The following is a 22,423-nucleotide window of genomic DNA, read 5'->3' as shown; positions in this document are numbered from 1 at the left end:
CAGAATCAGATTTCGTGTTCGACTCGAGGCCGAGCGGTGCCCGGTGACACCTCTTTTTCCGTCTCGTGGGTGATGCGGCGTTCGAGTTCGGCGCCCTCGATGTCGAGGTCGGGGACGTAGCGGGCGAACCAGCGCGGGTGGTACCACATGCGGTTGCCGACGAGAGCCATGACGGCGGGCACCAAGGTCAGGCGGACGATGAACGCGTCGAGCAGGACGCCGACGGCGAGGGTGAACGCCAAGGGTTTGACGATCGGATTGTCGACGGTGGTGAAGGCGACGAAGACACCGAACATGATCAGCGCGGCGGCGGTGACGACGCGCGCGGAGTGACCGACACCGTTCTGCACCGAGACCGTCGCGTCGGCGGTGCGGGTGTGCTCCTCCTTGATCCGGGAGACGACGAAGATCTGGTAGTCGCTGGAGAGGCCGAAGATGATGGCCAAGGTGATGATCGGAAGGAAGCTCAGCGTCTGGGCCTTCGTGACGTCGAAAAGCTCGGCGCCCCATCCCCATTGGAACACCGCGACCTGCGCCCCGAGCGCGGCGAAGACCGAGAGGATGAATCCGACGATCGACGACAGCGGGACCAGGATGGTGCGGAAGGCGATGGTCAGCAGTACCAGCGCCAACCCGACGACGACCGCGAGGAAGATCGGCAGCGCCTCGGCGAGCCGCCGCGAGGTGTCGATATTGGCCGCGGTGGTGCCGCCGACCAGATACGTTGCGCCGGTGCCGTTCACGATGCGCTCACGGTCGTCCCGCAGTCGGTTGACGAGGTCGGCGGTCGCGGGATCGTCGGGTCCGGTCTTGGGCACGACCTGAATCAGCAGCAGTCCGTTTCCCGTGCCCGCGGGCTGCACGGCGACGACGTCGGGTTCCTGTTGTAGCCGACCCATCACCGTCTGCGCCACGTCCGGGCCGGTGGCACCGGACAGGTCGGTCACGACGAGCAGCGGCCCGTTGAAACCGGGACCGAACGACTCCTCCACCAGGTCGTAGGCCTTGTGGGCGGTGCTCGAATCCGGCTGCGTCGCCCCGCTGGGCAGTCCGAGCTCCATACGCGTGGCCGGAATCGCCAGCACCGCGAGGATCGCGATACCGAGGATCAGCAGCGGAATCCGGAACCGGGTGACGAAGCGTCCCCACGCGTGCCCGAAGGTGCGTTCGGGCTCGTAGGCGGCGATGCGCGCCACCTCCTGCGGTCGTCCGGGGTGCAGCGGCGGCGAGATGAACTTGGCGACCAGATCACCGGCGAACCCCAGCAGCGCGGGCAGCAAGGTCAGCGCGACGAGCATGGCGACCAGCACCGCGCCCGCCGCGGTCAGACCCATGACGGTGAGGAACGGAATGCCCGCCACCGCCAAGCCGCACGACGCGATGATCACGGTGACCGCCGCGAACACCACCGAACTGCCCGCGGTCCCGACCGCGAGCGGAATCGATTCCGCCGCCGTCATTCCCAGCACGATGTTGTGCCGATGCCGGGACAGGACGAACAGCGCGTAGTCGATGCCGCAGGACAGTCCGAGCATCAATGCCAGTGACGTCGCCGCCGACGGCACATCGACGAACGCTGCGACACCGAGGATTCCGGTGATACCGATACCGACACCGACCAATGCCGTGACGATGGGCAGGCCCGCGGCGACCGCCGCGCCGAAGGTGATCAACAGGATGATCAATGCCACGGCGACGCCGAGAAGTTCAGGGGTGTGCGGGATCTCGGCCGTGAAACCCGGATACACCGCGCCGGAGAACTCCACATCGAGGCCCGCTTCCCGCGCCGGGTCGGCGACGCGGTTCACCTCGTCGAGGGTGTGCTCCTCGACCTCTCCCGCCGACACCGAGAACTGCACGCTGCCGAGTGCGACGCGCTGATCCGGCGACACCGCCTTGGCTTGGAACGGATCGACGACCGCGGCGACCTGCGGCAGCCCTTTCAACCCGGCCATCACCTGCTCGATCTCACCGGTCACCTGCGGATCGGTCACCTCGGCCATGCCGGGCGTCGCGAAGACGACCTGCATCTGCGCGCCGCTGAACGCGGGCATCCGCTGTTGCAGCAACGACACGGCATCCTGCGATTCGGTGCCGGGGACCGTGAAGTTGTCGTTCGTCTTCCCACCGGTTCCCGCGGCGAACGCGATCGCGGCGCCGAGCAACACGATCCAGATCGCCAGGACCCACCAGCGGCGACGGGCTACGACCTGGCCTAGGGCGAACAGATACCGAGACATGCGGGTCCTCTCACGGAGTCACCAGAGCACACAGCGACGACACGCAACGCGCAATGCCCGTACGATAGCACGTCAAGTGATGATTTCCTCATAAACGCACCAATGGTCAGCAATCATTCGGCGACGCGGGAGGGCCGGGCGCTGGGCGCGAACCGTGGCAGCGCCGCGCAGAGGACCGACGGGTTTCTTCCGCAGCGTTGCACGGCGCCGTCCGGTCGGACGAGGGCGGCGGCCACGCGACCGCGGCACAGCCAGCGGTGCAGGTCCGTTCCCGGCGCCGCGGCGAGCACGACACCTCCGCGTTCTTCGACCCGCGCCCGGTCCTCGGGCGCCAGGTCGACCGTGGTGACGATCGCGAACCGTCCGCCGACGATCTCGTCGATCGCTCGCCCATCGGGAAGCCGATCGTTCGGCGTCAGCCGACCGACCGGACCGCGTCGAAACAGCGAAGCGTCGACCAGACCGGAGCGGCGCAGGGGCGGGGATTCACCACTGGTGAGCATGCGGGTGAAGCCGGGGAGGCGATGGAGCCGCGGTGCGACAAGGCCGCGCAGGCGATTGCCCAGCTCGCCACCCTGGGTCATCATCACGCCGGTGAGCTTGGCCAGTCGAATCATGGCTCGCGCGTGCGGCTTTCGCTCGGTCTCGTAAGTGTCGAGCACACGCTCGGGCAGCTCGCCGCGCAACACACCGGCCAATTTCCAGGAGAGGTTGGCGGCGTCGCGCAACCCCGCGCCCATGCCCTGACCGATGAACGGCGGTGTGAGGTGAGCGGCGTCCCCGAGCAGGAAGATCCGGCCGTCGCGCCAGTGGTCGGCGAGCTGGGCGCGGAAGGTGTACGCGGCGACCCGCACGAGTTCGAGGTCTTCGTCGGGGACGTCCGCCGTCCACGGGGCGATCAGTGGACGCAGCATAGCGATATCCGGGTAGTCGTCGGCGGTCTCGCCGGAGCGAAGCCGGAACTCCCAGCGGTACCGCGTCTTTCCGATACGCATGTAGGTCGCGGCCCGGGCCGGATCGCAGACCTGGTGTACCCCGTCCCAGTGTCCGAGGTCGGCGGTCGTGGCGATGTCCACGACCAGCCAGCGCTGCTCGAACCGTAGATCGCGCATGCGCGCGCCCACCGCACCGCGGACGAGGCTGTTGGCGCCGTCGCAACCGAGGACGTATCGCGCGCGGACGCATTCCGCGCGGCCTGTCGTCCGGTCGGTGAAATCGACACGGACGCAACCGCTCTCCTCGGTCACGGCTGTGACTTCGGCGTTGCCGCGCAGGGTCGCGGCGGGATGTCGCGGGAGGTTCGCGCGCAGGATCGCTTCCAGCTCCGGCTGGTCGAACAGGTTCGCCTCCGGATGCCCGCTGCGCGTGCCTACCGGGTCGCGATCGAATTGCGCGAGCACCCGCAGGCCGGGATCGAGCAAGCGCAGACCGAGCACCGGGCGAGAGATGGCGTCGAACTCGTCACCGACGCCGAGATGCCCGAGGATGCGGCGGATTTCGCCGTCCAGGTGGACGGCTCGCGGCTGCGGATAGACGCCGTCCCACCGTTCCAGTACGAGGCATTCGATACCGTATTGCGCCAGCAAGGTCGCCGCGGTGAGTCCGGCCGGGCCCGCTCCGACGAGCACGACCGGGATCGTGCGCGTGGTCACGGGAGGGCTCCGCCCAGTGTGAGCACGTACGCGGCGGTGGCGAGGCCGGTCACGGCCGCCAGCACGCCGCCGAGCACAGTCGAAACGATTGTCATTGCGCCACCACGACTTTCCAGGCGATCGCGTAGCGGCCGAGGATCGCCTCGACTTCCCGCTCGTCGATGGCGGGATCGAGTTCGACCGTCGCGACGACCGCACCGTCTTCGACCACCGCCGTGATGGCGCGCACTCCGGCATTGCCGCCAAGGGCCTCGAGCAATTCGCGGCGGGTCGCGTCGGCGCGCAGTCCCAGCTTGTACGGCTTGCCGACGTCGGTGACCGGCAGCGCGTCGAGCACGGTGACCGTCTTCGGGGCAGCGGCGCGCTCCTGCACCCGCTCGGCGGCCCAGGCGACCAGCTCGTCCTCGGAGATGTCCGCGCCCGCGGTCAAAGCGACATAGGCCACGGGCACCTCGCCGGAGTGCGCGTCCGGGCGACCGACCGCGCCCGCCGCACAGACCCGTGGGTGCTCCAGCAGGGCGTCTTCGATGGCGGCCGGGTCGATGTTGTGGCCGCCGCGGATGATCAGGTCCTTGGCTCGGCCGTGCAGATGGATGAAGCCGTCGTCGTCGATGTGGGCCAGATCGCCGGTGTTCAGCCAGCCGGCGACCAGTGTGCCGAGACCGTCGACGAGGTGACCGCCCACCGCACGGCCTGTCACATATCCGGCGAAAACCGTTGGGCCGCTAATGATAAGGACGCCGGTCTCGCCCACCGGCAACCTCTCCCACGTACCGTCTCCGGCGAGGCGGACGACCGCGACGCGCTGGTAGGGCATGCGCTGCCCGACCGCACCCGGTCGAGGCCGATCCGGGAAGCTGCGCGCCGTCGCGCAGGTCGCTTCGGTGAGGCCGTAGCCCTCCACCAGGGTCACGCCGGTATGTGTCTGGAAGTTCTCGCGCACGGCGGGCGGCAGCGGTGACGCGCCGACCATCGCGTAGCGCAGGCTGGAGATGTCGGCGTTGATCGGGCTTTGCGCGAGCACGGCGTACACGGTCGGCACCGCGCTCATCGCGGCGATCTCGTAGTGCGCCACGATGTTCCAGAACTCCGCGTACAGGGTGAAGTCGCGGTAGCCCAGCGGTCCGGCCCACACCACCGATTGGCCGCGGAACAACGGCGCGAGCAGGGTGACGACGAGCGCGTTGACGTGGAACAGCGGCAGCGCGGCGAAGACGACCGCGTCCTCGTCGAGCAGGGAGTTGGCGGCGATCATCCACGCGTTGGCCACTTCACCGGAATGCCGGTGCGCGGCCAGCTTCGGCACACCGGTGGTGCCGCCGGTGTGGAACAGGGCCGCCAGATCCGAGGCCGCGGGCGGCACTCCGACGAAGCGCGACGAATCCTGGTCGGCCGCAAGGTCATCGAGATAGCCGACGTGCACACCGTCGATCGCGGGCAGCTCGGGCGCTTGCTCCGCCGCGGCGGTGGGGCGCAGCACGAGCAGGGCGTCCACGAGACCCCGCGCGGCCAGCTCACCTGCGCACGCCAAACTCTCGGCGCCGAATTCGGGCCCGGCGACGATCAGGATTCGAGCCCCGGATCGGCCCAGCAGCTTGGCGATGTGATCACGCGAGAGACCGCCGTTGATCGGTGCGGCGATCCCGGCGAGCTGGGCCGCGAGGGTGGCGGGGATCAACTCGGCGCAATTGGGTGCGATGAGCGCGACCGCGTCGCCGCGGCGAACCCCGAGTTCGTGCAGCAGATTCGCGTGCCGGTGCACATCGGCGAGCAGTTCGGCGTAGCTGCGGCGCAACGGTTCTCGCCAGCGCGCGGCCTCGGGCAGCACGGTGATCGCCTCGCGTCGCGGCCACCGCGCCGCGGCACGAACGAGCAGCGCGTAGGTGGATTCGGGCAGACCGCGCGCCGCCAGGGGCACGGATTCGATGGCGGCCAAATCCTCCGGCTCGGCGTAGCGAGGCCAGAGCAGATCTTCGGCGGAGGCCGCGAGCGTCGTCTCGGTCACCGGGCGTACCTCACGACCGTGCGCTGGCGACCCAGGTCCAGGACGCCGTCATCGGTGCCGATCGCCGCCTCGACCACGTCGCCGTCTTTCAGGTACTTCGGATTCTTGGCCTGGCCCTTGAAGAACATCTTCCACTTGACCTTCGGCGGCAACAGCGACCCGATGATCTCCACCGGCTTGGGCGGGGCGCTGATCGCGGTACCCACCGGTGTCCCGGTGAGCAGCAGATCACCGGCGTCCATCCGCTGGAACCGGGTCAACTCACGCAGCGCCTGCACCGGCCGGTAGATCATGTCCGCCACCGTCATGTCCTGGCGCACCTCGCCGTTGACCCACAACCGCAACCGCAGATCGGTGAACCGCTTCAACTCGTCGGCTTCCAGCAGCACCAGCGCCGGACCGACCGGGGTGAACGTCGGATACGACTTCGCCTCGTAGAACTGCGTTTTCGGCAACTGCACATCTCGTGCGGAGATGTCGTTGGTGACGACGAGACCCGCGATGTAGTCGGCCAGGTTCTCCGCGTCGATCTCCGAGCCGACCGGCATCTCGCGGCCGAAGACCAGACCGATCTCCACTTCGTAATCGAGCAGATTCACGTGGGCGGGCCGGACGACATCGTCGTGCGGGCCGCTGATCGAGCCGGAAGCCTTGCGGAAGAACGTCAGCGGCACGGTCTCCGGATCCATGCCCGAGTCCTTCACGTGCGAGGCGAAGTTCGTCATCTGCGCCACCACCCGGCACGGCGCGGTCACCGGCGAGACAAGCGAAAGGCTCTCCACCGCAACCACATCCGCGCTGACAGCGGCCGCGGCGATCGCCGCACGGTCGGCCAGCAGTTCCCGCGTCGTCGTCGCGGCGGTATCGATACGGGCCGCACCGGCGGGTGTGCGCACCCACCAAGCGTCGGCGGTACGGAGAACGGAAACACTCATGACTTGGCTACTTTCAACAGGCCGCCCAAACGGCGGAGATCGAATTCGTTGTCCTCACGCAGCGCGTCGACGACCGCGCGCAACTCCCGCAGCGACTCAGCGCCCGGCGAGATGCCAAGGAAATCCTTGGTGGCGGGCGGACCCCACTGCGCCAGACCCGACGCGCTCATCGGCGCCCAGCCCGGCTCCAAACTGCAGTCGAACATGTCGCCGTCGCTGAAATGCTCGACCATGAAACCGTCCGGATCACGCCAGTAGTCGAAGATCTGGCTGCCTTGGATATGGCGGCCGATCCCCCACGACCGGTGGTAACCGCGCTCGCGCAGATACTCACCACCTGCGGCCAGCGCGTCCAGATCGGCGACCTGATACGCCGAGTGCACATACCGGTTGGACGGCCCCAAGGTCAGCGCGAGCGTGTGGTGATCGGCCGGAGTCGAACCCAGATCGCAGCGGATGAAGCTCATCACCGGCCCGCGCTCGCGTTGGCCCGGGTAGTACAGGAAGTCGCTGACGATCATGCCGAGATTGCTCAGGTACCAATCCAGCGTCTCCCGATACCTGGTCGACTGGACCACGACGTGCCCGAGCCGCTGCACCCGCGCGGGCACCCGAGGCGGCCGCTGCGTGGCGTTCACGCGCACCACGTCATGTCCGAGATTCAGCACATGCGGCTGCTGCACGGGCAGGGCGGGAAGCCGGTGCGTCTCGGCGACGACCCGGACGCGCAGTCCGCTCGGATCGACCAGATCGACGGTCGACCCGCCGAGCGATTCCGGCAGCGGCACCACCTTCGAGTCCGTCGCGGACGCCAATCTCAGTAGATCGGCGGCGTCGGTGGCCTGGAACGCCGGACCGACGAAGCGCGACCGCGCGCCGCGGCGGATCAGCGCGCACGGCGAGCCCACGTCGGTTCCGCGCAACCGCACCTCGTCGGCCGTGCGGTGCGCCGTCGTGAACCCGAAAGCATGCGCGAAGGTCTCGGCACGCTCGAGATCCGGCTTCTCGAACTCCAGCCACGCCAGATCGAGCACCTTCACCACCGGATTGCGCGCTCGGCCCGGATGTTCACCCGCCAACGCGCCGCGCTCGCTGTGCAGACCGCTGTGCACATCGTGCTGGCCGCTCATCGACCACTCCCTTTCGAAGTACTGACGATATCGTCACTCACGACCAAGTATTCAGTCAAGTGTTTCTGACAAATTCGTCACTACTGACCCGCGCGCTACTATGACGTGCGAAGACGTCAGGAGAGGTGGACTGCGATGACCGGTTCGGAACCCAACCGCTTGGAGCGCCGCAAGGCGCGCACGCGCGCCGCGCTGGTGGGCGCGGCCCAGTCGCTGCTGGCCGAGGGCAGGCTCAACGTGCCGATCCTGGAGATCACCCAGGCCGCGGACGTCGGCATGGGCTCGTTCTACAACCACTTCCAGAGCCGGGAGGAACTGTTCCAAGCCGCGGTCGAAGAAGCGCTCGACCGACACGGCGCGGTCCTCGATTTGCTGTGCGAGGACCTGGACGACCCCGCCCAGGTGTTCGCCCAGAGCTTCCGCCTCACCGGCCGCCTGCACCGCCGCAACCCCACGCTCAGCAAGGTCCTGCTCGCCGACGGCCTCGGTCTCGTGAGCTCCGAGCGAGGACTCGCACCCCGCGCCCGTCGCGATATCGAAGCGGCGGCCCGCGCGGGACGGTTCCAGGTCCGCGACTCGGAACTGGCGATGACCATCGTCGCGGGCGCCGCGTTGTGCCTCGGCAGGCTCCTGCACGACCACCCCGAGCGCGACGACGCCGAGGCCGCCGATCAGGTGGCCGAGGACCTGCTGCGCATGTTCGGTCTGCCCGCCGACGAGGCCACCGAGATCTGCCGCCGACCGCTGCCGTCGCTCGACGCGGCGCCCCAGGACGGCACCGCGGCCTGACACCTCAGCAACGTCTCAGCCCGCGGTGGCAGACTGGCTGGACACGGCAGATCCGGATTGGCGGGATAGCGAGATTGATGGATTCACCGAACACCGTGCGCGACGACGACCTGGCACACTTTCGCACCGAATTCGCCCGATTCATGATGTCGTACCAGTTCGTCACCTCGGAGTTGATGACCAAGATCAACATCCTGAAGGACGAGTTCACCTACATCCACAAGTACAGCCCGATCGAGCACGTCCGATCCCGCCTGAAGTCGCCGGAGAGCATTCTGCACAAGCTGCGGCGCAAGAACATCCCGGTCACACTGCCCGACATCAGGAAGAACATCGTCGACATCGCGGGTGTGCGCATCACCTGCAGCTTCATCCAGGACACCTACCGGATCGCGGACATGCTGACCAGCCAGTCCGACGTCACCGTCAACGAGGTGCGCGACTACATCGCCAACCCCAAGCCCAACGGCTACAAGAGCCTGCACATTCTGCTCGAGCTGCCGGTCTTCATGAGCGACCGCGTCGAGCACGTGCCTGCCGAACTGCAGATCCGCACCATCGCCATGGACTTCTGGGCGAGCCTGGAACACAAGATCTACTACAAGTACGGCGGCGAGATCCCGGACGAGTTGCTCGCCGAACTGACCGACGCCGCGGACGCCGCGAACCGCCTCGACATGCGCATGGAGCACCTGCACGAGCGAGTCGCGCAATCCCGCCTCACCGCCCCCGGCGAAGAGGGCGCGATCCCGCTGCCCGCCCCGGTCGAACTGCTCGAGTCCCTCGCCCGGGAACACCGCATGTCCCGCTAGCGAGCGGCCCTCGCAAACCGTCGGTCATCCAGCTATCCCCTTCTGCCGAGCCTGAGTCCCCCCAACCGGTGACCTCATGTCGCCTCAGCCGGCGCGTCCGTAGTCGTCGGCGAGACGCTCGATGTCGTCCTCACCAACGGCCTGAACCTTGTGCTCGATGCCGTCGAGGGTGACGATGCCCTCGCCGGCCACGATGAACCAGTGCTCGGCCCTGCGCTGATGCCGCTGATAGCTGAGCCGCTGGCCCGGCTTCACCGTGATCGTCCCGCAGGCATCGCGACGCCCGGCGCGCTTCTTCAGTCGGAGGCCGCCTCTACGATGCCGTTGACACCCGAATCCATTGGGGCCGTGTCGACAACGACCTGGAGAACGACGTGCAGCTTTCCGATACCGCGAACGGGCCAGACGAGCTGCGGGAGCACGGCTGTCTGTGGTTCGGCCGGGGTCGCGGCTGATGCTCGAGGCAACGATCTCTCGCATCCTGACCGTGCTGTCCGAGATCGCCGAGCGCGAGGGGGACGAGCCGGATCCGGGACCGCGCCCGCCCGCGTCGGCGCCCGCCGTCGCCGACGCCCGGCGGGCACGGGGCGGTGATTTCTCGCCGGAGTATCTCGACTTCCTGCACCTGCACGACGGCTGGCCGGAATTCCCTTGGGGCATCACACTCTTCGGCACGAGCGAGCTGACCGACGACGAGACCTACCCGTACTACGAGGAGACGCTGGAGGACTGCGAGGCGCCGGAGGAACTGATGGACGCCGTGATCGTGGGCGCCTCCGGCAACGATCCTTCCCTGGTCCTGCTGCTCGGCACCGGCGAGGTGGTCGACTTTCTGTACGAGGAGCGAGCTCGGTATCCCGGCTTCGCGGCCTTCCTGGCCGACAGGCTCGCCGCGGTGGAGTCCTATCTGGAGCAGCTGTCGCAGTGCGAGGAGGCCGCGCGCGCCGACTGGACCCCGGCACATCGCGCCGCCAAGGAAGCGCGGCTCGTCGAGGAACTGCGCCGTGCCGCGACCTCACCTCGCGCGGCGGTCCCGGCTGCCGCGGTGCCACCGGCGCACGACCCGATGCCTGCTGCCGTCGAGCCCGGCGAGCTGAGGGTAGGCAAGAAGAATCCCAAGGCGTCGGTGATGCTCGCGCTGGTGCTGTACCTCGGCTCCTATCCCGCACCGGATGAGGTGATCGGCTGCTTCCGGGCCTTCCGTCGCCATTTCCCCGTCGACGGCGCCATGGTCTGGGCCGTGCCGAACGCGTTCGGCGGCTTTCCCGAGGACGCCGAACACCCCGACGACGAGTCGTGGGCCGAGCAGATGCGCGTCGATGTCGGCGGTCACTTCGGCATCCGCATCTCGGTGCGGGCCGGGGCCACCGCCGAGCGCTCCTACACCCTCAACGTCCGCGGCATCCCGCCCACCGACGACGGCCGCCCGCGCGCCTCGTTCTGCGAGGTCATCGTCCCTGTCGACGAGGACCCGGAGCGGCTCGCACGGCTGGCGACCGAGTTGACCGAGCTGCTGCCGGTACGGTCGGGCCACGGCGGATACAGCGCGTACGTCTGGGACCGCGACTCCGCCAAGGACCCGTACCAGCACGTGTTCTCTTGGTGCCGTCGCTTTTTCGCCCTCGACGTCGGACAGGTCGACGGCTGGCTCGAAGCGGCGACCGAACGCGTGGTGGGCGCCGGCTGGCTGACCGTCCTCGGCCCCGCATTCGTCACACACCTCTCGGGCACCGCACTGCCGACCTTCACCACCCCCGGCATCACCGTGACCCGCGCGCAAGGTGGCGGGGTCGTCATCCGGGCGGGCGAGCGCCCTTCCCTCGGCGATGTGCACCGCGGTGAGTTTCCTTCTGCCCTGGCCGAGATCGGCCGGTACCTGCTGCCGCTCGAGACCGGCGGCTGGCATCACACGTCGACCTGGTGGCCCACACCCGGCCAGGTCTGGCAGCTGACCTACGACGAGCTTCCCGGCGGTTTCACCGACCACCGCGCCACATCGGCCTGGCTGACCCGTCTCGTTGACCCGCAACGCTTCCTCGGCCCCACCGCCCGCGAGCAGGCCGAGGAACTTCTCGATCAGCTCAGCCGCCGACACGGCGGCGACTGGGCCGACCAGTGGCGCGCCGATCCCGACGACTTCGCGTGGCTGCTCGGTCTGCTCACCAACGCCGCCCATCCCGCGGCGAGTTCGGAGAGTGTCACCGCCCTGGAGTTCGTCACCGGCTTCCCGGGCGACGCGCCCGCCGAGGCGTACAACCGGCTGATCTACGCCTACCTGCGGCACGACCACCTCGACCGCGCCGAGGCTCTGCTGCCGACCGCCCTCGAACACGCCCCGCGCGCCCCGCACATCTTCCACAACGCCGCCTGCGTCGCGGCCCGCACCGGCGACCACAAGCGCGCCTTGGAATTCGTACGCGCCGCGAAGCAGCACGGGTACGTCGATTTCGCGTCGATCCGCGAGGACGGGGACCTGCGTGGTCTGCACGACGACCCCGCCTTCGTCGAACTCTTCACGACCGGCTCCGACTCCGACTCGGGCTCCGGCTCCGGCTCCGGCTCCGGCTCCGGCTCCGGCTCCGGCTCCGGCTCCGGCTCCGGCTCCGGCTCCGGCTCCGGCTCCGGCTCCGGCTCCGGAGAGGAATAGCAGAGCGTGCAGGCAGCAGGGAACGCCCGTCGGGGATGCGAGCACAGAGACGACCGGCTCGTGCAACCAGCTCTGCTCCGGCGGGTCGAGTGTGACATCAATTCCGCCTCGATGGGTTGTGCGGCAACGTGTCTCGCTCGGCGTAGCAGGCCGGACACAGCGGCACCGGTCGGGTTCGCACGCCGAATCCGGTGCCCGATATCGACTCTGGACAACCTTGTCGAACCGTTGTTACTGTCCAGTAACAACGGGTTCGGATCGTCCATCGAGATGCCAAGGGGGGCAGAGCATGCCACATTCGCAGGCACGCAGCGCGGGAATCGTGGGTGGCGGGATCGGCGGGCTCGCCGCCGCGATCGCGCTGCGTAGCGCCGGATGGCAGGTCACCGTCTACGAGCAGGCGCCGGAGTTCACCGAAGTAGGCGCGGGAATCTCGTTGTTCCCCAACGCGATCACCGCATTGGATGCGCTCGGTCTGGGCGCCGCCATCCGGGCCACGGGGATCGGCGAGGGGCCCGGTGAAATTCGTAATGCCGCGGGGCGGGTTCTGTTCACCCGCTGGGCGAAACCGCTGCCGGGCGGATTCACGGTGCTGCACCGCGCGGACCTGATCGCGCTTCTCGTCCAAGCAGTGCCGAGCGACTGCCTGCGGCCGGGCAGCACGGTCGAGGACGTCGCACTCGATGGCACCCTGCGTGTCGGCGGCGAGACGGTGCGCCACGATCTGATCGTCGGCGCCGACGGAGTGCACAGCGCGATCCGACAGGGCCTGTGGCCGGGCGACACCGCCGTGCGCCACACCGGGATCACCGCCTGGCGAGGCGTGCTCGACACCCCCGCACCTTTCGCCGGTGGCATATTGGGCGTGCACGCGGAATTCGGCGTGCTACCGATGCCGGGTGGACGCACTTACTTCTTCGCGGCCGCCCAACCCGGCTTCGACAGTCTCGACCATTTCGCCGAGTGGGCGTCTCCGGTGCCCGAAATCCTCGCGGCGGCCGATCCGGCACGGATTCTGCGGGGAGAGTTCCTCGAGGTGCCGGTGCCCGCGACACTCGCCCTCGGAAAGGTCGCGTTGGTGGGTGACTCGGCGCACGCGATGCGTCCGGAACTCGGGCTGGGCGCCGCCATGGCCCTCGAGGACGCGGTGACGCTCGCGGCCCACGCGCCCGATCTGCGCGCGTATTCGAAGGCGCGGCGGCGACGGGTGCGGACAGTGTCGTGGATGTCGCGCCTAGCCACCGGCAACAACATGCCCAACTCCCGGTGGCGCGCAGCCGCGCGCGACGTCAGTGCCCGCGCGGTACCCGATGCTTTGGTCCTGGCCCCCGTATCCCGGCTGTTCCGCTGGCGCGCACCGGCTTCGGTCTCCACCGATACCGCCACTACCTCGGAGGCCACCCGCCCGACCGTCGAATCGCCGTCAGCGCCCCGTCGCCAATAGCCCCGACAACGACCACCCCCGAGACCGGTCCGGTAGGTCGGTTATGGCGTTGCCGCACACCTACGATGGGACGGCAACACCGCTCGACGTGGTGTGTCAGTGAACGGTCAATCCACCTGGGCGACAGCAGCTGTGCCGATCTTGTGGTCTGTGATCGAGGAGGCCGCACCGGATACACCCAGCGCGCCGATGATCGCGCCGCCGACCCGGATGATCACGCCACCACCATTGGGTACCAGCGAGTGTGTACCCGATTGCCGCGGGCCGCCAACGATCGGCTGTCCCTGAGACGCGGCAGTGGTCATGTGCACGGTGTCGAATCCCAGAGCAACGGCGATATCTGCCTTGCGTTTTGCGAGTTCGGCCGTATACGAGGCCGCACCGTCCATACGCGTGAAGGCCACCAGTTCGCCCCCGGCCTCCACGACCGCAAGCGAGACGACCTCCCCCAACTCGGCTGCAACCTTACGAGCGGCCGAGATCACCGCCCCGGCCTGATGCAGCGAAATACCCATGAGCCCATCCTCCCGCACCCACAGCATCGATAGGCTTACCGCTGGCAGCGTGCCTTCGAGTGACGCCATCACATTGTCGTAGCCGGGCAGGCGAAAAGGTGGCGCTGCAGACGAGCGTGGCTCATGGAAACTGATGCGACGGTACGAATAGCTCGGCCCCGAACCGTCACTTCGGTCCGGTCGTCGAGGTCGTGAGCGCGGAAGGTTTGGCGGGCCTCGGTCGCGGTGGGTGTGAGATCGACGAGATGGCCGTGCATCCGGGGATGGGCTTTCAGGATCGCGGCGAGCAGGGTTCCCCGGCCGCCACCGACATCGACGATCGTGGTGAATCGGGACCAATCGAAACCGGCGACGAGTCGCGGGATCTGCTCTCGGAAGCGCAGGGTCATCTGCCGATCGAACGACGCACGGAGAGAGTGGTTTTCGGCTAGGTCGGCCCAGAAGTCCTGTCCGTAGCGGCGCGGGTAGGCCGCTTGGCCGGTGGTGATGCTGTGGGCGAGTTCGACGATGGCCAGTTCGGCGCGACCGGCAGCGGAATCCAAGCGCAGCAGGATGTTGGTGAAGCCGTTGCCCGCGTCGGCGCACAGGTTCGCTCCGAACTCGGTGGTGCGGTAGCCGGTGGCTGTCCGTTCCACGACCCCGAGTGTGGTGAGGTGGCCCAGCAGCAGATCGAGCGGGACCGGTGCGACGTCGAGTTCGACCGCGAGTTCAGCGGCGTCGGCGCCGTTGCCGACGAGCCGGTCCGGCAGCCCCAGGGTCACCGCGACCCGCAGAGCCATCGGCGTCGCCAGACTCGCCATGCGACGGAGCGCATCGGCATCGTCATGTCCCATGGGAGGCACTGTGGCATGCCGAAGTGGCCGGGGGCCAACGAATTCGGCGTGGACTCGTTCGCTGCGCCAGGTGACGGCCACGCGCACCGGCGCCTTGGCGGTCCGACAACTGTTCGCCGGGTGGACGCGGCGAGCGTGGTGTGTCGCCGGGAGGCGGCCGCGGGCTGACCCGCGACCGTCCGTTTCCTTCTAGCTCGACTTCTGCCCGTCCAGCGTTTCGCGCAAGATGTCCGCGTGCCCGGCATGCTGGGCGGTCTCGACGATGACGTGCAGAAGCACCCGGCGCACGCTCCGCGTGGCGCCCGGCTCGTGCCACGGCGCCTCGGGCAGGGGTGCGTCGCCGACAGGTCGGGCACGGAGGCGATGATCTCCGCGCTACAGGCTGCGACTCGTTCGTAGCGCGCGTTGTCAATCGCAGACAGCGCCGCCGGACGCCGAGCCGACCAGCTTCGTGTACTTGGCCAGCACACCGCGGGTGTAGCGGGGCGGCAAGGGTTTCCAGCCCTCGCGGCGTTGCACGAGTTCGCTTTCGTCGACCATCACATCGAGCTTGCCCGCGGCGACGTCGAGGCGGATGCGGTCGCCGTCGCGCACGAACGCGATCGGGCCGCCGTCGACGGCTTCCGGGGCGACGTGCCCGACGCACAATCCGGTGGTGCCGCCGGAGAACCGTCCGTCGGTGAGCAGCAGCACGTCCTTGCCCAGGCCCGCGCCCTTGATGGCCGCGGTGATGGCCAGCATCTCGCGCATCCCCGGACCGCCCTTCGGGCCCTCGTACCGGATGACGACCACGTCGCCCGCGGTGATCGTGCCGTCCTCGAGTGCGTCCATCGCGGCGCGCTCGCGGTCGAAAACCCTTGCCGTGCCGGTGAATACATCGGAGTCGAAGCCCGCCGACTTGACCACGGCGCCCTCCGGCGCCAGGGTCCCGGTGAGGATGGTGATACCGCCGGTGGGATGGATCGGCGAGGCCATCGCGCGGATCACCTTGCCGTCGGGGTCGGGTGGGGTGATCTCGGCCAGGTTCTCCGCCACCGTCCGGCCCGTCACGGTCAGGCAGTCGCCGTTCAGCAAACCGGCGTCGAGCAGCGCCTTCATCATCACCGGCACGCCACCGATGCGGTCCACGTCGGTCATCACGTGCTTGCCGAAGGGTTTGACGTCGGCCAGGTGCGGCACCCTGCGACCGATCCGCGCGAAATCGTCCAGCGACAGATCGACGTTCGCCTCGTGCGCGATGGCGAGCAGATGCAGCACGGCGTTGGTCGAACCGCCGAAAGCCATGACGACCGCGATCGCGTTCTCGAACGCGGGTTTGGTCAGGATGTCGGAGGCGGTGATGCCCTGGCGGATCAACTCCACCACCGCCTCGCCACTGCGCCGGGCGTAACCGTCGCGGCGGCGGTCTGTCGCGGGCGGCGCGGCACTCCCCGGCAGCGACATGCCGAGCGCCTCGGCCGCGCTGGCCATGGTGTTGGCGGTGTACATACCGCCGCAGGCGCCTTCACCCGGACAGATGGCCCGCTCGATGGCGTCGACGTCCTCGCGGCTCATCAGCCCGCGCGCGCAGGCGCCGACCGCTTCGAACGCGTCGATGATCGTCACCTCGCGCTCGCTGCCGTCGGAGAGTTTCGCGATGCCGGGCAGGATCGAACCGGCGTACAGGAACACGCTGGACAGATTCAGCCTGGCCGCCGCCATCAGCATCCCCGGCAGCGACTTGTCGCAGCCCGCGAGCAGCACCGAGCCGTCGAGCCGCTCGGCTTGCATCACCGTCTCGACGCTGTCGGCGATCACCTCCCGGGAGACCAGGGAGAAATGCATTCCCTCGTGTCCCATGGAAATGCCGTCGGACACCGAGATGGTGCCGAACTGCATCGGGTAACCGCCACCGGAGAAGACACCGTCTTTGCATCCCTGGGCGAGCCGGTCCAGCGACAGATTGCACGGCGTGATCTCGTTCCACGACGAGGCCACGCCGATCTGCGGCTTCTCCCAGTCCGCATCCCCCATACCGACCGCACGCAACATCCCGCGCGCGGCGGCCCTCTCCAGTCCATCGGTGACGTCGCGGCTACGCGGCTTGAGATCGGAAACCTTCTGATTCTCGGACACGATTCCCCATCATCCTCGCTCCACCCCGATTACGCCGCCGACCACGCCGAATGCTTCGCCTACCTCGGCCAGAAGACGTGATCATCTCGAACAACGAGCGGTTCCGAGTTCTCGTCCTCATACCCGCGAAGCCGACCGAGCTCGACGGAACCATCGAGTCGGACCATGCCGAAGTCCACCCGCCGGTACAGCCAGCGCATCAGCTCGCCGATCTCCGGAAACATTTCAGGATGCACTTCCTGCCGTGCCTCGAGACGCCAACCGGTCGGCGTTCGCTCGAGGCTCGCGGTCAGCATTCCGCCGGTTTCACACCCTGGCCCGCGCTGCTCGAGCAGCGGTTGCGGATCCAGCTCGACCAAATGACCCTACTCGTTCTCGATCAGCCAGCGGCTACCGCTCTCGATCCGAAGCCCGATTCCGGTAGTTCACCGAGCCCCAGATGCCAACGCAACTCGGCCCCTCAATCCCGTGAGAACGCCGCTGCCGCGGCGATTGCCAAATCCTGGTATGGCTTTCCGCTCACGTCGGCGACCACCTGGTGTGCGGTTCCGCCGGTGAGGGGGAACGGTGCAGGGTAGCGGGTGGAGACGGATTGGCCGTTGTCGCGGCCGACGCAAACTCCTTCGCCCACACCGGAGAACGTCACCGGCTGGGTGCGCATGTCGCCGAGGGAGCCGACCGGGGTCTCGTCGATGTACAGCACGGCCTCGCCGGTGGGGGTGAAGTTGTCGGGGCGGGTTCCGTGGCGTTCGTAGCGGATTCCGAGGATGTGGTCGCCGAGTGGTACCGGACGATCGGAGACGATCATCTGTTCCTCCTCGCCGAGGAAGTTGTAGATGTAGTACAGGTGCTCGTCTTCGATGAACAGGGTGTGCCCGCCGAGCCGTCCACCGTGGGCGAACAACACGCCCTTCGCGTCCGGCCTTTCGATCGTCGTCTCGGCGAGCAGGGCGAAGGATCGGCCCCGAATCTCCAGTGCCGCACCGGGTCCCACTTCGGCGCCGCCGGGATAGTAGACCGACCTGTCGCGCTTGGCGGCGTACGTCGGACGGTATCGGGTCATGGCCGAGACGATGTCGAGGTCGTTGAGCGGCAATCCCTGGTACTTCTCCGCCTCCGAGAACCACAGCGCCTTCAGCTCTTCCAGCTTCTCGGGATAACTGTCGGCGAGATCGTGCACCTGGCTGCGGTCGTGCTCGAGATCGAACAGTTCCCAGCGGTCCTGGTCGAAATGTCCCCAGCCGGAGGGGCATGCCGCGTGGATGGCGTCGGCGAACCACCCGCGATGCCAGATCCCGCGCGTCCCCAACATCGAATAGAACTGCGTGTGTTTGCCGGTATCCGCGTTCGCGTCGTCGAGCAGTGCGCGAAAAGTGCTGCCCTCCAAAGGTCGCTGCGGCACATGCTTCACGATGTCCGGCGGCGCGATGCCGATCAGGTCGTAGATGGTCGGGGTGACGTCACAGACGTTGACGTACTGGTGGCGCAACTCACCACGGGCCGACATCCCGGCGGGCCACGACACCACGCACGGATCGGCGATGCCGCCTTCGTGCGAGGCATACCGCTTGTACAGCTTGTACGGAGTGTTGAACGCCATCGCCCAACCGATGCTGTAGTGGTTGTAGGTGCTCGGCGAACCGAGCTCGTCGAGCTTGGCCAAGTTCTCCTCGATCGTGTCGAGGTAGCCGTTGAAGAATTTCATCTCGTTGGACGTGCCGTTCGGACCGCCTTCGCCGCTGGCTCCGTTGTCCGAGAACGCGACGATGATCGTGTTGTCCAATTGGCCGCTCTCCTCGAGATAGTCCAGCAGCCTGCCGATTTGCGCGTCGGTGTAGGACAGGAATCCGGCGAACACCTCCGTCTGCCGACGGAACAGCCGCTTCTCGTCTTCCGACAACGAATCCCACGGCCGTACCGTGTCCAGCATGGGCCACGGCTTGCCGTCCGCGCTGGTGGCGTGCGCGTAGGGATTGACGGGCGAGAGCTCGGTGCCTTCCGGCAGCAGACCCATGCGCTTCTGATTCTCCAGCACGACCTCGCGGTACTTCTCGTAGCCCATGTCGAAACGTCCGCGGTATCTGTCGGCCCACTCCCGCGGCACGTGATGCGGCGCATGCCCGCAGCCGGGACACAGATAAAGGAACCACGGCTTGTCGGGGGCGATCACTTTCGCGTCCCGGATGAACTCGATCGACTTGTCCGCCAGGTCTTTCGACAGGTGATACCCGTCCTCGGGTGAATACGGCGGCGCGACTTGGTGATTGTCGTACACCAGATTCGGATACCACTGATCCGCCTCCCCGCCGAGGAATCCGTAGAACCGCTCGAACCCACGTCCCAGCGGCCAATGCCGTTTCGACGCGGCCAAATTCTCTTCCTCCAGCGGCGTCATATGCCACTTGCCGACCGCGTACGTATTCCACCCGCGCTCGGACAGCGCCTCCGACAGCAGGGCGGTGTCGGCGGGTATCCGTCCGCACATATTGGGGAAGCCGTCGCTGATCTCCTCGATGGTCGCCATGCCGACCGAGGTCGCGTTCCGTCCGGTCAACAGCGCGGCGCGGGTGGGTGAGCACAGGGCGGTGGTGTGGAACTGCGTCAGCCGCACGCCGCGCTCGGCGATGCGGGACATGGTCGGCATCTCGACCAGACCGCCGTAGCAGTCCCAGGTCCCGATGCCGATGTCGTCCCACACCAAGTACAGCACGTTCGGCGCGTTTTTCGGGGCCGTCGGCTCCGCGTACGGTCCCCAGTCGGGCACCGAATCGCGGATATCGAATTCGACGCGTCCCTCGAACTTTTCGGCCATCGGCCACCTCCACGACAGAGCTGTTGAATGGCCCGTCCGCCCGTGGCCGGTGACCGATCCGGGGACACACGAGCCCTTATGTGGTTGCCCGCCACGCGTTTTCACAAATCCGCGGAATCCGGGGGGCCACGGCGCTGCGACCCTTGGCCACTACGACGACCACGCGGCGAATCACCGTGCCGGAACGGCAACTGACCGGTGCGAGATCATCAGGCGTCGACTTCCGTCCGCGGCACGGCTTTTCGAACGGGTCCGAACGCGCGGGCGGACGAACGAGGACAGACCCCTTCGGCGCCGCGGCAAGCGTCCCGCCCAGTTTACCGCTGGCCACCGGCGCGATCGACAGAACTTCGGAGATTCGCAGCGAATTCTTCCTGTCGAATGGCCGAAGCAAGCTAAAAGTTCAAGCAACTTCGTGCGAGTCAGCGGGGAGACCACCCGAGCACTCAGCGGTCGTAGGAGGCGACGCCGACCGGACCCACACCGACACACAACGTGAGACCCGTTGTGTAGGAACCGATTCGAAGGAAAGATCCGCCACCGACCACCCGCACGTACACCGTGTGCGTCCCGGAGCGGACCGGGACGACGACCGGTCGCCCGCGCTCGAGGCCGACCGTGAGCTGCCCGTCCCGATCGGCGACGTAGTTCAGCTGGGCGGTCCAGTTGTTGTCGAGCATCGGCCCGTCCAGCGGAACCGCGACCGGTGCCGTGCCCGCGATCCGGTGGTCGCAGCCGGGATCGGGACCAGGGCGGATGTGCCGGTTCCACCAGACGACGGCGTCCACGATCTCGCCCGTGTCGGTGATCATGCGCAACCGCGGCGTCGAGTCGGCGAACGCGCTGGGCGGCGCGACCGGTGCGAGCACGTTCTCGGCGAGGTTTTGCGGATAGGCGTAAGGCGCCAGGACCGCCCACGGCACTTCCTGTTCCAGCAGCGGCGCGTCCTGTTCGCCGAGCGCGGCCGTGACGTTGGTGAGGTAGGTGCGGGTCGGGCCGATCGCCCACGCGCGTGCGAAGGTCCACGAGGACCACAGGCTGCTCACCACGAACGCCGCCGTGAGCCCCACCAGGGCGGGCGCGACGAACCGCCGCCTGCCCAGCCGCGCCCACAGCTCGGATTCGCGGGGACGCGCCCGAAGCACCAGCGCACCGGCGAGCGCCATCAGCACCGCGACGTCGGCCAGGTACCGGAGGGATTGCATGATCTCGGTGGCGGTGTGCGGTCCACTGCGAATCAGCGCGAGCGGCAGCTGCGCCACCACGACGTAGACCGCGACCGTCACCAAGACCGCCGTCACCCGCCGACGCAGGAAGACGGCGGCCACAGCGAGCAGACCGAGCACCACCCAAGCGAAAGCGACCGCCCAGTCCGGCGGCGCTGCCCACGGCGTGGCGGGCAACCACCGTTCCCACACCCACGGCCCGCCCGACAACGCGGGCACGACACCCAGCGACGTGGCGGTGCGCAGCAGCTCCCCGACATCGTGCCCGTTGCCGTGCACGGCGGCGACGTCGACGACGCTGAGATAGACGCCGAGCCACGCCACCAGAGCCACACCGCAACCCACCCACAGCATCGCCCCGCGACGGGCGACCGTCCGGATGACACCGGTGTGACCGTCCACGTGGTGCGTCGAGGCGGCGGCCGCGAACGCCACGAACGGAACGACCACCGACTTCTCGAAGGACAGCAGCGCCAGGACCAAGACGACGATCCCGGACACCGCGTACCGGCGCCGCCCGGTCCGCACCAGCAACACCGCGTCACCGATCACCCAGGCGAGGGCGAACTGCAACGGCAGCGCGTTCAACGCCGCCGCCCACCACGCGAACGCGGGCAGCGTCAGCGGACACACCAGGTAGAGCACGAGCGGCACCAGCATCGCCCGGCGTCTGCCCAGCACGACGATCAGCATGCGCAGCACCGCGAGCGAGGCCGCGAGTTGCAGCAGGATCAGCGAGATCACCGGACCCGCCCACTCCAGCGGCGCCGCCCTGGTCACGAGCCACGCCGCGCCGAAGGCCAGCGGCATGAAATGACCGTCGTGGTCGTAGAGCAGCAGGTCCGCGGACAACAACTCGTAGCGACCGGCGCGCCCGACCAGAACGAGGTCGTCCCAATAGAAATAGCCGCGACCGGCGATCCAACCGCGCAGCGCCACCTGCGCCACGACGAGACAGCAGGCCAAGAGGACAACGGCGCGCGGAGTGGACGAGGTCAGCGCCGCGCGTGCCCGCCGCGACCACCCGCCGACCGGCGGCAAGCCGCGCGCGGAGACGACCGGCGCCGGACGCTCGCCGATACGCACGTCGGTCATCGCGGGCACTCCTGTTCGCGATCGTGTCAGCCGGGCGTGGTCCGAGGATCGCTGTGGTGGATCCCCGCGCCCAGTCTGCCCGAAACCTCACCGTGCCGGAGCACCGCCGACCGCCGGTGGGCACCGCCGCTCAGGCGCTCGAACCGACACGGGTGGAGCAATCCTCGAGCATC

At 68.1% G+C, this 22,423-nt stretch carries 17 protein-coding genes; 4 read left to right on the top strand and 13 right to left on the bottom strand.

The window, feature by feature from the left end; genetic code table 11:
• Nucleotides 1-5 precede the first annotated feature (5 nt).
• The 5 genes from ABZV58_RS28235 to ABZV58_RS28215 all read right to left on the bottom strand — a co-directional run bounded on the left by ABZV58_RS28235 (nt 6) and on the right by ABZV58_RS28215 (nt 7,962).
• A complete protein-coding gene (locus ABZV58_RS28235; RefSeq protein ID WP_355003206.1) occupies nt 6-2,240 on the bottom strand; it encodes an MMPL family transporter in 2,235 nt (744 codons plus the stop codon).
• 113 nt (nt 2,241-2,353) lie between these two features.
• On the bottom strand, nt 2,354-3,892 hold the full coding sequence (locus ABZV58_RS28230) for a bifunctional 3-(3-hydroxy-phenyl)propionate/3-hydroxycinnamic acid hydroxylase (protein ID WP_355003205.1): 1,539 nt from the start codon (nt 3,890-3,892) through the stop codon (nt 2,354-2,356).
• Between the two features lie 91 nt (nt 3,893-3,983).
• Nucleotides 3,984-5,897, bottom strand: coding sequence for an acyl-CoA synthetase (locus ABZV58_RS28225; RefSeq protein ID WP_355003204.1), 1,914 nt, complete (start codon nt 5,895-5,897; stop codon nt 3,984-3,986).
• On the bottom strand, nt 5,894-6,832 hold the full coding sequence (locus ABZV58_RS28220; RefSeq protein WP_355003203.1) for a fumarylacetoacetate hydrolase family protein: 939 nt from the start codon (nt 6,830-6,832) through the stop codon (nt 5,894-5,896). Before ABZV58_RS28220 ends, ABZV58_RS28225 begins: the two co-directional genes overlap by 4 nt.
• On the bottom strand, nt 6,829-7,962 hold the full coding sequence (locus ABZV58_RS28215) for a VOC family protein (protein WP_355003202.1): 1,134 nt from the start codon (nt 7,960-7,962) through the stop codon (nt 6,829-6,831). The genes ABZV58_RS28220 and ABZV58_RS28215 overlap by 4 nt, the downstream gene beginning before the upstream one ends.
• A 135-nt stretch (nt 7,963-8,097) precedes the next feature.
• On the opposite strand from ABZV58_RS28215, the gene ABZV58_RS28210 reads away from it, so the two are divergent.
• Both ABZV58_RS28210 and ABZV58_RS28205 read left to right on the top strand, forming a co-directional pair.
• Nucleotides 8,098-8,751 carry a TetR/AcrR family transcriptional regulator gene (locus ABZV58_RS28210; RefSeq protein ID WP_355003201.1) on the top strand — a complete coding sequence of 218 codons (654 nt, stop codon included), beginning with the start codon at nt 8,098-8,100 and terminating at the stop codon, nt 8,749-8,751.
• Between the two features lie 77 nt (nt 8,752-8,828).
• Nucleotides 8,829-9,563: a GTP pyrophosphokinase family protein gene (locus tag ABZV58_RS28205; RefSeq protein WP_355003200.1), complete on the top strand. Its 735-nt coding sequence runs from the start codon at nt 8,829-8,831 to the stop codon at nt 9,561-9,563.
• An 84-nt stretch (nt 9,564-9,647) separates the two neighbouring features.
• Here the strand turns inward: ABZV58_RS28205 and ABZV58_RS28200 are convergent, their stop codons facing one another.
• Nucleotides 9,648-10,043 (bottom strand): hypothetical protein, encoded by a 396-nt coding sequence (locus ABZV58_RS28200; RefSeq protein WP_355003199.1) that lies wholly within the window; start codon nt 10,041-10,043, stop codon nt 9,648-9,650.
• Between ABZV58_RS28200 and ABZV58_RS28195 the strand changes: the two genes are divergently transcribed.
• A complete protein-coding gene (locus ABZV58_RS28195; protein ID WP_355003198.1) occupies nt 10,018-12,210 on the top strand; it encodes a type VI immunity family protein in 2,193 nt (730 codons plus the stop codon). The two genes, ABZV58_RS28200 and ABZV58_RS28195, sit on opposite strands and share 26 nt — an antisense overlap.
• A gap of 289 nt (nt 12,211-12,499) precedes the next feature.
• Entirely contained in the window at nt 12,500-13,654 is a 1,155-nt protein-coding gene (locus ABZV58_RS28190; protein WP_355003197.1) for an FAD-dependent monooxygenase, read from the top strand.
• A gap of 107 nt (nt 13,655-13,761) precedes the next feature.
• Here the strand turns inward: ABZV58_RS28190 and ABZV58_RS28185 are convergent, their stop codons facing one another.
• The 7 genes from ABZV58_RS28185 to ABZV58_RS28155 all read right to left on the bottom strand — a co-directional run bounded on the left by ABZV58_RS28185 (nt 13,762) and on the right by ABZV58_RS28155 (nt 22,250).
• Nucleotides 13,762-14,169 (bottom strand): heme-binding protein, encoded by a 408-nt coding sequence (locus tag ABZV58_RS28185; RefSeq protein WP_355003196.1) that lies wholly within the window; start codon nt 14,167-14,169, stop codon nt 13,762-13,764.
• A 68-nt stretch (nt 14,170-14,237) separates the two neighbouring features.
• Nucleotides 14,238-15,002: a methyltransferase gene (locus tag ABZV58_RS28180; protein ID WP_355003195.1), complete on the bottom strand. Its 765-nt coding sequence runs from the start codon at nt 15,000-15,002 to the stop codon at nt 14,238-14,240.
• 189 nt (nt 15,003-15,191) lie between these two features.
• Entirely contained in the window at nt 15,192-15,281 is a 90-nt protein-coding gene (locus ABZV58_RS28175; RefSeq protein ID WP_355003194.1) for a DUF664 domain-containing protein, read from the bottom strand.
• Nucleotides 15,282-15,410: 129 nt separating this feature from the next.
• The gene (gene ilvD, locus ABZV58_RS28170) at nt 15,411-17,117 is read right to left on the bottom strand and encodes a dihydroxy-acid dehydratase (RefSeq protein WP_355003193.1); all 1,707 of its coding nucleotides are present in this window, start codon (nt 17,115-17,117) and stop codon (nt 15,411-15,413) included.
• Nucleotides 17,118-17,176: 59 nt separating this feature from the next.
• Nucleotides 17,177-17,476 (bottom strand): hypothetical protein, encoded by a 300-nt coding sequence (locus tag ABZV58_RS28165; RefSeq protein WP_355003192.1) that lies wholly within the window; start codon nt 17,474-17,476, stop codon nt 17,177-17,179.
• Nucleotides 17,477-17,577: 101 nt separating this feature from the next.
• On the bottom strand, nt 17,578-19,929 hold the full coding sequence (locus tag ABZV58_RS28160) for an arylsulfatase (RefSeq protein WP_355003191.1): 2,352 nt from the start codon (nt 19,927-19,929) through the stop codon (nt 17,578-17,580).
• 446 nt (nt 19,930-20,375) lie between these two features.
• Nucleotides 20,376-22,250, bottom strand: a complete 1,875-nt coding sequence (locus tag ABZV58_RS28155; RefSeq protein WP_355003190.1) for a hypothetical protein — start codon at nt 22,248-22,250, stop codon at nt 20,376-20,378.
• Between the last annotated feature and the right edge of the window lie 173 nt (nt 22,251-22,423).

Origin of the sequence: Nocardia sp. NPDC004654 (genome assembly GCF_040609595.1) — a bacterium.
In the GTDB taxonomy this organism is placed as follows: domain Bacteria; phylum Actinomycetota; class Actinomycetes; order Mycobacteriales; family Mycobacteriaceae; genus Nocardia.
Note: the sequence above shows the minus strand (reverse complement) of the source record. Positions and strands in the feature narration are given on the sequence as shown.

What these genes read in the sequence shown, in the direction of transcription:
- ABZV58_RS28235 (WP_355003206.1), bottom strand. Translation starts at nt 2,240, where the DNA reads ATGTCTCGGTATCTGTTCGCCCTAGGCCAGGTCGTAGCCCGTCGCCGC.
- ABZV58_RS28220 (WP_355003203.1), bottom strand. Translation starts at nt 6,832, where the DNA reads ATGAGTGTTTCCGTTCTCCGTACCGCCGACGCTTGGTGGGTGCGCACA.
- ABZV58_RS28215 (WP_355003202.1), bottom strand. Translation starts at nt 7,962, where the DNA reads ATGAGCGGCCAGCACGATGTGCACAGCGGTCTGCACAGCGAGCGCGGC.
- ABZV58_RS28210 (WP_355003201.1), top strand. Translation starts at nt 8,098, where the DNA reads ATGACCGGTTCGGAACCCAACCGCTTGGAGCGCCGCAAGGCGCGCACG.
- ABZV58_RS28205 (WP_355003200.1), top strand. Translation starts at nt 8,829, where the DNA reads ATGGATTCACCGAACACCGTGCGCGACGACGACCTGGCACACTTTCGC.
- ABZV58_RS28195 (WP_355003198.1), top strand. Translation starts at nt 10,018, where the DNA reads ATGCTCGAGGCAACGATCTCTCGCATCCTGACCGTGCTGTCCGAGATC.
- ABZV58_RS28200 (WP_355003199.1), bottom strand. Translation starts at nt 10,043, where the DNA reads ATGCGAGAGATCGTTGCCTCGAGCATCAGCCGCGACCCCGGCCGAACC.
- ABZV58_RS28190 (WP_355003197.1), top strand. Translation starts at nt 12,500, where the DNA reads ATGCCACATTCGCAGGCACGCAGCGCGGGAATCGTGGGTGGCGGGATC.
- ABZV58_RS28185 (WP_355003196.1), bottom strand. Translation starts at nt 14,169, where the DNA reads ATGGGTATTTCGCTGCATCAGGCCGGGGCGGTGATCTCGGCCGCTCGT.
- ABZV58_RS28180 (WP_355003195.1), bottom strand. Translation starts at nt 15,002, where the DNA reads ATGGGACATGACGATGCCGATGCGCTCCGTCGCATGGCGAGTCTGGCG.
- ABZV58_RS28160 (WP_355003191.1), bottom strand. Translation starts at nt 19,929, where the DNA reads ATGGCCGAAAAGTTCGAGGGACGCGTCGAATTCGATATCCGCGATTCG.
- ABZV58_RS28155 (WP_355003190.1), bottom strand. Translation starts at nt 22,250, where the DNA reads ATGACCGACGTGCGTATCGGCGAGCGTCCGGCGCCGGTCGTCTCCGCG.